Consider the following 11,269-nt stretch of genomic DNA (forward strand, 5'->3'; position numbering starts at 1 on the left):
CCCTCTCGCTCGGATTGGTCTTTCCTTCGCAAGAACAACCATCCCAGGCCAGAGGGCATCTGCGCGTCCAGACACGGCCTACAACACCACAAACACCGGTGGATCCAGGTCAGATTCCCTCAAGGAGTCCTTCACGGCGTTTCGGGGTGGCGAGCCGCAGGCCCAGTTCCATGAGCCACCAGCCGAGTCGTTGTCGGGCGGGTGCTTTCGGCGCGGGCGGGCAGCGGACGGCGGCGGCGCGCAGTTCGTCGTGCCGGGCGGCGGCTAGCGCGGTCAGGAACGGGTCCATCAGGATTCCCCCTGGTCTTCGGATGTGACGGTCGCGTGCGGGAACGCCGCCCACTGCGTGATCACCGTTTCGTCGCCCGGACGGGCCGGACGGCGGTAGCGTTCGATCACCGCTTCGATTTCTTCGATCAGCCGCTGGGATTCGCCCGGGGTGAGCGGCATCCGGGTGCTGCTCAGCGTCGCGCTGTCCCGCCATTCGTCCGCCCAGCGCGGCAGTTCCGAGACGAACTGTGCTTGTTCGCGATAGCGGATGTCCACGTGCTGGTGCAGGAAAGCCATGAGCGGTCCGGCCATCTCCGGATCGTCGACGAAGTCGGCCGCGCGCATCCGGGTCGAGTCTTGCGCCGCCTTCCACCAGCGTTCGCGCTTCGAACCCCGGCTGGTGTCTTCCTCGACGAGTCCGGCGTCCGCGAGCTGGCGCAGGTGCCAGGACGTGGTGCCGGAGCTTTCGCCGACGCGCTTGCCGAGCCCGGTCGCGGTGGCAGGGCCGTCGACGGTGAGCAGGTCCAGCAGTTCCATCCGCAACGGATGCGCCAGCGCACGCAGGGTGCGGGCGTCGATCTGGCGGGCGCGGCGTTCGTCGGACATGCTCCGTACTGTAGACCGCAGAGAACTCTTTGCAAAGACTTCTCTGCAATCGGGCAGCATAGAATCGGACAGGTGGAGTCGACCTCGGTGGTGAGCGCGAACGCGGCCCTGTTCCGGCCGGTGCGTGCCGGGAACGCCTTCGAGGAGACCGTCGAGCGGCTGTTGCAGGCGATCCGGCTCGGGGTCGTCGGCGCGGGGGACCGGTTGCCGTCGGAGCGAGAGCTGGCCGAGCGGCTCGGCGTCAGCCGGGTGACCTTGCGCGAGGCGATTCGCGCGCTGGCCGACGCGGGGTACGTCGAGTCGCGGCGCGGGCGGTACGGCGGCACGTTCGTGAACGAGAACCTGCCGGATCCGGCGGAGCGAGAGGTCGGCGAGGTGGACGCGGCGGGATTGGAAGACGCGCTGTGCCTGCGGCATGTGCTGGAGACCGGCGCGGCGGAGGCGGCCGCGGCGCGGACGTTGAGCCCGGCTGATCGGCAGCATCTCACCGGCACGCTCGCGGAAGCGTCGGCGGCCGGTCTCGCCGATTACCGGCGCAAGGATTCGCGGCTGCACCTGGCGATCGCCGAGGTCACCGCGTCCGCGTCGCTGACCAGCACGGTCGCCGACGCACGCACGCGGGTCAACCGGTTGCTCGACCGGATTCCGCTCCTCGAACCCAATCTGGAGCACTCGAACGCGCAGCACGAGGCGATCGTCGACGCGATCCTGGCCGGCGATCCGGTGGCCGCCCGGCAGGCGATGGCTGAGCACATCGAGGGCACCGCGTCGTTGTTGCGCGCGTTCCTCGCGTGATCAATTCACCGGGTAGACAGAACCTTGTCACTAGTTCAGTCGTCCTTCATTCGTGGAGCCAGCCCCGGAGAGTGACCAATCCGCTGTTGTCCGTCGCAAGTGGCGCCGCGTCCGCAGAGGTGCCTACTACCTGACCGGCTTCGCGGTCGGCGTGCCGCTGATCGCGTTCTGGATCGCCTACCTGCTGCTGGACGTCCGCAGCCCGCAGGACGTCCTCGCCTCGCTCGGCAAAACCGTCACGCTGAAGTACTCCGACGGCAGCGAACTGCTGCGCATCGTGCCCCCGGGCGGCGATCGGCGGTTCGTGCCGTTCGACCAGATCCCGCAGAAGCTGCGCGACGCCATCGTCGCCACTGAGGACCCGACCTTCTGGGCCAACTCCGGCTTCGACCCGACCGGGATCGGCCGCGCGTTCCTGACCGGAGTCGGCGGTGGGTCCGGGATCACCCAGCAGTACATCAAGAAATCGACCGGCGACGAGGATTCGACGCTCTCCCGGAAAATGCAGGAACTCGTGCTCGCCACGAAGATCACCCAGGAGCAGAGCAAGGAGCAGATCTTCGAGAGCTACGTCAACATCATTTCCTTCGGCCGCAACACTTTCGGCCCGGCCGCGGCGATGAACGCGTTCTTCGGCCGCCCGCTCGACAACAGCATCACCTGGAGCGAGGCCGCGTTCCTGGCCGGGATGATCCAGTCGCCGTCGGTGCACGACCCAGCGGCCTCCGGCGATGAGCACGCGGCGAAACGCTGGCGATACGTGAGGGACAAGCTAGTCGAGCGCGGCTATCTGAAGAATGCCGACGACATGGCTTATCCGGGTGCGGAGATCAAGCCGCCCGCAGAGACGAGGGTGAGCCTGAATTACGACCAGTACCACCTCAAACAGCGAGTGCTCACCGAACTGGAAACGGCCGGTTTCTCGATTTCCCGTTTGCAGCAAGGAAATCTGACCGTCCAAACCACCCTCGACCCAGGTCTGCAGAACGCCGCGCACGTCGCGCTGAGCGACCGATTGAAGGGAGAGCCAGCGGAGTTTCGCGGTGCGTTGGTGGCGGTCGATCCGACGAACGGTGCGGTGCGCGCGTACGACGGCGGCAACAACGGCGTCCGGGATTATGCGGCGACCGGCCACGCGCTCGGCTCCGCGTTCTACCCGTTCACCGCCGCGGCTGGCTTGAAGAACGGGATGTCGCTGGACGAGAAAGTGGCTGCTCCCAAGGAGATTCAGTACCTCGGCGAGAAGTTCGAGTACCCGTCGAAGTGCTCGCAGCCCTGTACCTTGCGCAGCGCGTTGACTTCAGGGGCGGACACGCCGTTCATCATGGTGTCCAAGAAGATCGGTGTTGACGAGGTGAGCGCGGCGGCGCGTTCGGCGGGGATTCCGGACGAGGTGGACGGCACGCCGACCATGCGCGAACAGGACGGGGCCACGATCGGCTCGGGCATCGTCGTCGGCCGGTATCCGATGCGGCCGCTCGACGTGGCCGGGGCGTACGCGACCTACGCCGCCAACGGGAGGCACTCGGCGGTGCACCTGGTGGACAAGGTGCTCGACCAGTCGGGGAAAGTCGTTTGGCAGCACGAAAACGAGCCGGTTTCCGCTATTCCGGCGGAGGTGGCACAGGACGTGACCTCGGCGTTGCGGACGACGCTGCCAGACGGTCGCGCGGCGGCCCTGCGCACTGGCGAGTTCGAACGCGGCAATTCGCGCGACAACCAGGACGCGTGGGCGGTCGGCTACACGCCACAGCTGGCGACGGCGGTGTGGCTCGGCTCCGACGACGACCGCAAGCTGCTCGACGCGGACGGCAAGAAGGTGACGGGTTCGTCAGTGCCCGCCGATGTGTGGCGGTCGTTCATGGCCCGCCGCTGAATCAGGCGGCCCGGCGGCTGACCTTCGGAATCACCATCGGGCTCCCGCTTTCCGGGCACTCCATCACCCGGCACGGCAGCTCGAAGATCCGCTCGACGTTCTCCGCCGTCACGACCTCCTCCGGCGTCCCGGTGGCCAGCACCTTCCCGTCGCGCATCGCGATCAGGTGCGTCGCGTACCGGGCCGCGTGGTTGAGGTCGTGCAGCACCGCGACCAGTGTGCGGCCCTGTTCGCTGTGCAGCGTCGCGCAGAGGTCGAGGATGTCGAGCTGGTGCGCGATGTCCAGGTACGTCGTCGGCTCGTCGAGCAGCAGCAGGTCGGTCTGCTGCGCCAGCGCCATCGCCATCCAGACGCGTTGGCGCTGCCCGCCGGACAGTTCGTCCACCATCCGTTCGGCGAGGTCGTCAACGCCGGTCGCGCGCATCGAATCGGCGACCACCGTCGCGTCGTCACGGGACCATTGGCGCAGCAGTTTCTGGTGCGGGTACCGGCCGCGGGCGACGAGGTCGGCCACGGTGATTCCGTCCGGCGCGATCGAGCTTTGCGGCAGCAGCCCGAGCCTCCGCGCGACCTCCTTCGCGCCGTAGCTGGTGATCACCTCGCCGTCGAGGTAGACCGAGCCCGCGCGCGGCTTCAGCATGCGGGCGAGCGCGCGCAGCAGCGTCGTCTTGCCGCAGGCGTTGGGGCCGACGATGACCGTGAACGACTTGTCCGGGATGACCACGCCGAGCCGTTCGGCGACCGTGCGGCCGTCGTAGGCCAGGGTCAGGTCCTCGGCGTGCAGTCGGGTGTCTTCGCTCGTCAGTGCCACACAGGTAAGGCTAACCTAGTGACCCCCGTTCGGGGAGTTCCGCGGGTCGCATTAGCGATGAGTGACCGGCCGGTGCCATGATGCGTCCGGGAGAATCCCGGCAGAGCGAGGGTGGGATGGACGACTACCGCGTCGTCGCGGACGAACTCGCCGCCGACATCGAAGCCGGCCGGCTGCGGCCCGGCGACCGGCTGCCGCCGCAGCGCCGCTTCGCGCGCGACCGCGGCAGCGCCGGCTCCACCGCGGCCCGCGTGTACGGCGAACTCGTCCGGCGCGGACTGGCGATCGGCGAGGTCGGCCGGGGCACCTTCGTCCGCGCGGCGAAGCCCGGTCCCGAACCGGCGCTGTCCGAACCCGGCGACGCGCGCGTGGACCTCGAACTCAATTTCGCTGTGCTGCCAAGCCAATCGGCCAAGCTCGCGCAAGCACTCGAACCCGTGCTGCGCGCGGACGTCTTCACCGACGCCCTGCATCCGCTCGGCGCGGCCGGCACCAAAGCGGTTCGCGAGGCAGCCGCCACGATGCTGGCGCGCGGCGCTTGGACGCCGGATCCGGACCAGGTCCTGGTCGCGGGCAACGGACGCCAGGGCATCGCCGCCGCACTCGCCGCGTTCGTGCCGACCGGCGAGCGGCTGGCGGTCGAATCCCTGACGTACCCGGTGGTCAAGGCCGCGGCGGCCCGGCTCGGCATCGAACTGGTGCCGATCGAAACCGACGCGCACGGCCTGGTCCCGGCCGCGCTCGCGGCGAGCGCTCCGGTGCGAGCGCTGTACGTTCAGCCGACCCTGCACAACCCGCTCGGCACCACGATGCCGCCGCAGCGCCGCGCCGAACTGGCCGCGACCGTTCGCAGGCTGGACCTGCCGGTGATCGAGGACGGCATCTACACCTTCCTCCGCCCGGACACCGAACCGCTCGCCGCGCTGATGCCGGAGCGGACGGTTTTCGTGGACAGCCTGTCGAAACGCGTCGCGCCCGGGCTCACCGCCGGATTCCTCGTGGTGCCGCCTGCGTGGGTCGCGCGGCTGGCGAGCGCGATCCGGTCGGGCGGCTGGGCGGCGTCGCGCTTCTCCGTGGAGGCGGCGCGGCGGTGGATCACCGGCGGCGTGTTGGCGGAGGTCGAAGCAGCGAAGCTCGCCGACGCCGGGGCGCGGGCGAGGATTGTCGCTGACCGGCTGGCGGGCTTTCAGGTGTACGGCGACGCCTCGGCTTACCACCGGTGGTGGATGCTGCCGGACCAGTGGCGGGCCGAGACTTTCGTGGCTGCCGCCGCGCGCCGGGGGATCGCGTTGTCCCCGGCAGCGGCGTTTTCGGTGGTGCCGGGGCACGCACCGAACGCGGTGCGGATCGCGGTGTCCGCGCCCGCGGAGGAGACGTTGGCGAGCGCGCTGGGGGTGCTGGCCGGGTTGGCTAGGGGCGTGCCGGAGGATGCGTTGGTGGAGTAGGGCCTTGTGAGTGTTTATGCCGGTTAGAACCGGCGTAAACACTCACAAGCGCTTAAGCCTTCCGCCGCCACACCAGCCGCGTGAGTGTTGCCGCGACCGCCGCCGGAGCGGGCTGCCGCGGCCGCTTTTTGGCCTCTGGGGCGGATTCCGGCATCACCCGGTACACGAGGTGCGCCGCGAACCGGGCGAGGTTCGGCGTTGCCAGCGAGGCCAGTTCCGCTGCCCGGCCCTCGGGCAGGCTCAGGATCTGCGGCCGCCGCTCGATCGCCTTCACCACCAGCGCCGCGGCGCGTTCCGGCGAACTCGCGGGCAGTCCGCGGTACGACCCGGTCGGTGCGATCATGTCCGTGCGCACCAACGGCATCCGGACCGAGGAGAACGTGACGCCGTCGGACAGCGTCTCGCGCCCGGCGGTCAGGCTGAACTCCTCGAGCGCCGCTTTCGAAGCCAGGTAAGCGGAAAACCGCGGGGTGTCGGTCTGCAGGCCCTGCGTGGTGACGTTCACGACGTGGCCGAACCGGCGTTCGGTCATCGACGGCAACAGCCCGAGAATCAGCCGAACCGGGCCGAAGTAGTTGATGGCCATGGTGCGTTCGTAGTCGTGGAACCGTTCCGTCGACAGCTGCACCGAGCGTCGGATGGACCGTCCGGCGTTGTTCACCAAGACGTCAACCGCACCATGGTCGGCGAGGACGGCCTTCACGAGACCGTCGACCGCATCGCCGTCAGTGAGGTCGCACGGGTACGTCGCCGCTTCGCCGCCTGCTGCGGTGATCTCGCTACGCACGTCTTCGAGTTCTTCGCCGCGCCGCGCGACAAGAAGCACCTTCGCACCACGACGCGCGATAGCGAGCGCAGAGGCGCGGCCAATGCCGGACGAAGCACCGGTAATGAGGACAACGCGTCCTTCGAGCCCTGGACGGCGAGCGTGATCCGGGTCGAGATGCGCGCGCCAGTAGCGGTACAGAGGTTCGGCGTAGTCGCGAAGCTCGGGAAGGTGGACGCCGCTGCCGTACAGCTCCGAGGTGGTGCGCGCGGTGTCGAACTCCACCTCCATGTTCAGGTGGGGGAGTACTTCGAGCGGAATTCCCAACTCTGTCAACACTGCTGCGCGCGTTGCACGTCCAGTCGGCAGGCGGTCTACAGCGGTAGCGAGACGGGACGCTGTGCTGCGAAGCAGGCGTGACGGCACCGTCGTGCGTACGCGCGGCGCTCCGGCTACGCGGGCGAACGCGTTGTAGACCTCGTGCAGCTTCTGCGGTCGCGGCGAAGCGAGGTGATACGTACTGCCCGAAGGCGCTTCGCGGTGCATGAGGTTTTCCATCGCGGCGACGACGTAGTCGACCGGGACAAGGTTGGTAGCCCCGAAATCAGGCGCGGCGAGCGGCAGCTGCTTCGGCAGCGCGGCGAACCGCGAGATGGCGGGCAGGAAGTAGTACGGGCCGTCGATCTTGTCCATCTCGCCGGTGCGCGAATCGCCGACGACCGCCGAGGGCCGGTAGATGCGGAACGGCACGTCGGTCTGGTCCCGGACCAGCTTCTCGGCCTCGAACTTCGTGGCGTGATACGGAGAACTGAAGGACTGCCCGAGGTCGAAGTCGGCCTCGGTGAAGCGGCCAGCGTGATCGCCCGCGACCGCGATGGACGAGACGTGGTGCAGCAGTCCCGCGCCGGCGGCAGCGGCGAAGGCGAGCAGGCTGCGAGTGCCCTCGACGTTCGCGGCCCGGTTCGCCGCGTCGTCGGCGGTGAAGTCGTAGATCGCGCCGAGGTGGACGACGTGGTCGACCCCGTCGTAACCGGCCGGGTCGAGGCCTAGCAGCGGTTCGGTGAGGTCGCCGACTGCGGGGAAAAGGCGATCGGCGTTCGGCCAGTCCCGCGCTATCTCGGCGAGGCGGTCGCGCGAGGTGTTGCGGACGAGCACGTGGACGGCGGTCGTGTCCCGCCGCGCGAGCAACCGGGCGACCAGGCGCTTCCCGAGGAAGCCCGTCGCGCCCGTGACGAAGTAGGTGGTCATGGCCGGCACCTTTCGGGGTCTGCGGGTGCCGACTCTACCTACTCATGAGTAGGAACGGTAGTTGTCAGTCGGTCCCGGTGCGTCGCGCCGACGTCGCGGTGGCCGCCACGGCGTCGCGCAGGGCCGCGCGCAGCCGCCCGACCTCCAGCGGCCCCAGCACCGCTGCCTCTCCCGGCGGCGCGACCAGGACGACTTTGTCGTCACTGCTCACGAACACCGTCACGTCCCGGCGCCTGCCCGCCAGGTCCCGGCAGCCGACCGTCCACTCGTTCCGCACCGCACTGTCGTCCCGCGCTGTCACGACCCTCGCCCTCCGATCACGTCGTACCCGTGTCCTTCGTGCGGGGGTGTGACCGGGCCCTCCCGGGCGGCTTACGCCGGTTCACCCGAATTGCCTACCGGCGGGTTTTCCACCGGGTGTGACCAGCCGGATACCGGAGTAGCGTCGGCCACCGCACGCTGCGGGCACTCAGGAGGACGGATGTCGGAACCTCGGAAGATCGTCGTTGTCGGATCCGGGCTGGCCGGCGCCACTGCGGCCGCGACAGTTCGCGAGCGCGGTTTCGACGGCGACGTCCTGCTGATCGGAGCCGACACGCACCGGCCGTACGAGCTGCCGCCGCTGTCGAAAGCAGTGCTGCTCGGCAACGCCGACGAACCCGACTGGGTCCGCGACGACGTCTTCTGGGCCGAGCACGACATCCGGCTGCTCTCCGGCACCACCGCGACCCGGGTCGAACTGGGAGCACGCCTAGTCCTCGACGACGCCGGTGACGAACACCGCTACGACCGTCTCGTCTTAGCGACCGGCTCGCGCCCGCGGACGTTGAAGGTGCCAGGCGCCGACCTGCCCGGCCTCTACACGCTTCGCACCCTCGATGACGCACTGCGGTTGCGCGCGGCCTTCGAAGCAGCGAAGCGGGTGCTGATCGTCGGCGCAGGCTGGATCGGCACCGAAGCCGCCGCAGCCGCGCGTACGCACGGTGCCGAGGTGACTGTGGTTGCTCCGGAGAAGCTGCCGCTCGCCAACGTTCTCGGCGATGAGGTGGCCGGAGCGTTCTACCGCCTGCACGTAGAACACGGCGTGCAATGGCGTCTCGGCGAAGGCGTCGCAGCGATCACTGGTGACACAGCAGCGACCGGCGTCCGACTGTCGAGCGGCGAAGAGCTGTACGCCGACGTTGTCCTTATCGCGGTTGGCGCGGCCCCCAGCGTCGAGCTGGCGCACGCTGCTGGCCTGGAACTGGCAGACGACGGTGGTGTCGATGTCGACGCCGGTCTGCGTACAGCGGCACCTGACGTCTACGCGATCGGCGACATCGCTTCGCAGTTCCATCCGCGCTACGGCCGTCGCGTACGCGTCGAGCACTGGGCGACAGCGCGTACGCAAGGCGAGCACGTGGCGGCCAACCTCTTCGGTGCGAACGAGCCGTACCTGAACAGCCCGTACTTCTTCTCCGACCAATACGACCCAGACCGCGGCGGCCCGGCGATCGGCTGCGAATACCGCGGCCTGCCCGTCTTGGACCGGGACCGCGTCGTGGTGCGCGGCGACCTCGCGGCTTACGACTTCACGGCGTTCTGGGTGACCCCGGACGGCGAGGTTTCGGCCGCGATGAACGTGAACCAGTGGGACGACGGGGACGCGCTGCAGAAGCTGGTCGACGAACGGATCGCGGTCACCGACGACCAGCTGCGGAGCGGGAACCTCGCCGACTTGGGCTGACCGTCAGCGTCACGAACGACAGCAAGGCGAGCACCCCGAACCCGGCCATCGTGGCGGTCATCGGAACCGCCGTGCCTTGCCCGCCGAGCCCGACCAACGGCGTCGCGATCCCGCCGATCGCGAACTGCAGCACGCCCAGCAGCGCGGACGCCGACCCCGCCGTGCGCGCGTGCCCGGCGAGGGCGAGCGAACTGGCGTTCGGACTGATGATTCCGATGCAGGAAACCATGAACAGCAACGGAATCAGCAGCATCGGCAACGGCAGTCGCATGGTCGCCGCGGCCAGCGTCACGAGACCGGAAATCGTCGACACAGTCAGCCCCGCGCGCAGCAGCGCCCGCTCGGGGAACCGGCCGACGAGCCACCCGTTGAGCTGCCCGGCGAGTACGATGCCGACGCCGTTGAGCCCGAAGACGACGCTGTATTCCTGCGGACTCAGGCGGTAAACGTCCTGGAGCGCGAACGACGAACCCGAGATATACGCGAACAGCGCGGCGAAGTTTAGCCCAGCGGTAAGTGCGTAACCGAGGAACGTGCGGTCGGTGAGCAGCCGTCCGTACGTGCGCAGCACCCCACCCAGCCGCGCCGGATGCCGACGCTCGACCGGGAGCGGCTCCGGCAGCGCGAACGCGACCGCAGCGAGCAGCAGCGCGCCGAACCCGGTGAGGACGACGAACACGCCACGCCAGGACGTGAACGTGAGCAGCTGCCCGCCGAGCACCGGCGCGAGAATCGGCGCGAGCCCGTTGACCAACAGGAGAAGCGAGAAGAACTTCGTCATCGCGGTGCCGGTATAGAGGTCGCGGACAGCCGCGCGGGCGATCACGATCCCCGCCGCCGCGCCGAGCGCCTGAACACTCCGGGCAGCGATCAACAGCTCAACCCCCGGACTGGCCGCCGCCGCGACTGACCCGACGATGTACAACCCCAGCCCGACCAGCAACGGCCGCCGCCGCCCGAAGGAGTCCGACAACGGCCCGGCGATGATCTGCCCGACCGCCAGCCCGACGACGAACGCGGTGAGCGTCAACTGGACGGTGGTGTCGGAGGCCTGGAAGTCGCCCGCCATCCGGGGGAGGGCGGGGAGGTACATGTCGATGGAGAGGGGCCCGAAGGCGGACAGGCCGCCGAGGATGAGGAGACGTCGGATCTTGCCCTGGCGAGGGTGCTCAGGGAGGGTGACGGTGTGTTCGACGGCTGGGTGCTCCGTGGTGGAAGGGGCTGTGGCGGAGTGATCGGCCGCGGAGTGATCCGGGGCGGTGCGGTTCGTGGCGGAGTGGTCGTCCGCCGAATAGTCTGCGGCGGGGTGCTCTGTCGTGGGCTCCGGGCCGGAACGTTCGGTGGCGGAGTATTTGGCTGCCGAATGGTCCGCCGTGGAGTGATCGTCCGCCGAATAATCAGCCGCGGAGTCCTCCGTCGCGAGAAGCCCGCACCGTCCGGCAACGGCACTGCCCGCTCAGCGGCACACCAACCGCCGTCCGCGCTGATCTCCGGGCCGCCATCCGTGCCGAGGCTGTCCCGGGGATCGCGCCGGTTCTGTACGCCGGTTGGATGCAGCTCGTCTTCGTCGCTGATGCGCGACCTGCGTGCCGAATCGGGGCTGCGTCGGGAATCGCGCCCGTCCCCGTCGCCGACACCCCGCCCGCCAGTCGCGTCGGAGCTGTCGGGGGAATCTCGCCGGTTCTCGTCGCTGGCCTCGCGCACCCCGTCCCCGTCGCCGACACCC

Annotated in this window: 10 protein-coding genes; 4 read left to right on the forward strand and 6 right to left on the reverse strand. The window is 69.1% G+C overall.

Features of this window, described 5'->3' with window-relative positions; all coding sequences use genetic code 11:
* Positions 1 to 109: 109 nt before the first annotated feature.
* Positions 110 to 289, reverse strand: coding sequence for a hypothetical protein (locus tag D0D37_RS43970; protein WP_116206490.1), 180 nt, complete (start codon positions 287 to 289; stop codon positions 110 to 112).
* Complete coding sequence (locus D0D37_RS43975) at positions 289 to 876, reverse strand: ArsR/SmtB family transcription factor (RefSeq protein ID WP_116206491.1); 588 nt, start codon at positions 874 to 876, stop codon at positions 289 to 291. Before D0D37_RS43975 ends, D0D37_RS43970 begins: the two co-directional genes overlap by 1 nt.
* 72 nt (positions 877 to 948) lie before the next feature.
* On the opposite strand from D0D37_RS43975, the gene D0D37_RS43980 reads away from it, so the two are divergent.
* Together D0D37_RS43980 and D0D37_RS43985 are read left to right on the forward strand one after the other, a co-directional pair.
* Entirely contained in the window at positions 949 to 1,671 is a 723-nt protein-coding gene (locus D0D37_RS43980) for a FadR/GntR family transcriptional regulator (RefSeq protein ID WP_162834781.1), read from the forward strand.
* Positions 1,672 to 1,723: 52 nt separating this feature from the next.
* Positions 1,724 to 3,547, forward strand: a complete 1,824-nt coding sequence (locus D0D37_RS43985) for a transglycosylase domain-containing protein (protein WP_116206492.1) — start codon at positions 1,724 to 1,726, stop codon at positions 3,545 to 3,547.
* 1 nt (position 3,548) lies between these two features.
* Here the strand turns inward: D0D37_RS43985 and D0D37_RS43990 are convergent, their stop codons facing one another.
* On the reverse strand, positions 3,549 to 4,358 hold the full coding sequence (locus D0D37_RS43990; protein WP_116206493.1) for an ABC transporter ATP-binding protein: 810 nt from the start codon (positions 4,356 to 4,358) through the stop codon (positions 3,549 to 3,551).
* Between the two features lie 116 nt (positions 4,359 to 4,474).
* On the opposite strand from D0D37_RS43990, the gene D0D37_RS43995 reads away from it, so the two are divergent.
* A complete protein-coding gene (locus D0D37_RS43995) occupies positions 4,475 to 5,803 on the forward strand; it encodes an aminotransferase-like domain-containing protein (RefSeq protein WP_116206494.1) in 1,329 nt (442 codons plus the stop codon).
* Between the two features lie 52 nt (positions 5,804 to 5,855).
* On the opposite strand, the gene D0D37_RS44000 is transcribed toward D0D37_RS43995, so the two are convergent.
* Together D0D37_RS44000 and D0D37_RS44005 are read right to left on the reverse strand one after the other, a co-directional pair.
* Complete coding sequence (locus D0D37_RS44000) at positions 5,856 to 7,817, reverse strand: SDR family oxidoreductase (protein ID WP_116206495.1); 1,962 nt, start codon at positions 7,815 to 7,817, stop codon at positions 5,856 to 5,858.
* Between the two features lie 64 nt (positions 7,818 to 7,881).
* Entirely contained in the window at positions 7,882 to 8,118 is a 237-nt protein-coding gene (locus D0D37_RS44005; RefSeq protein WP_244223890.1) for a hypothetical protein, read from the reverse strand.
* A gap of 180 nt (positions 8,119 to 8,298) precedes the next feature.
* On the opposite strand from D0D37_RS44005, the gene D0D37_RS44010 reads away from it, so the two are divergent.
* The gene (locus D0D37_RS44010; protein WP_116206496.1) at positions 8,299 to 9,543 is read left to right on the forward strand and encodes an NAD(P)/FAD-dependent oxidoreductase; all 1,245 of its coding nucleotides are present in this window, start codon (positions 8,299 to 8,301) and stop codon (positions 9,541 to 9,543) included.
* On the opposite strand, the gene D0D37_RS44015 is transcribed toward D0D37_RS44010, so the two are convergent.
* The gene (locus tag D0D37_RS44015) at positions 9,497 to 10,693 is read right to left on the reverse strand and encodes a multidrug effflux MFS transporter (protein WP_116206497.1); all 1,197 of its coding nucleotides are present in this window, start codon (positions 10,691 to 10,693) and stop codon (positions 9,497 to 9,499) included. The two genes, D0D37_RS44010 and D0D37_RS44015, sit on opposite strands and share 47 nt — an antisense overlap.
* Between the last annotated feature and the right edge of the window lie 576 nt (positions 10,694 to 11,269).

It is taken from the genome of Amycolatopsis circi (genome assembly GCF_003385235.1).
GTDB classification, from domain to species: domain Bacteria; phylum Actinomycetota; class Actinomycetes; order Mycobacteriales; family Pseudonocardiaceae; genus Amycolatopsis; species Amycolatopsis circi.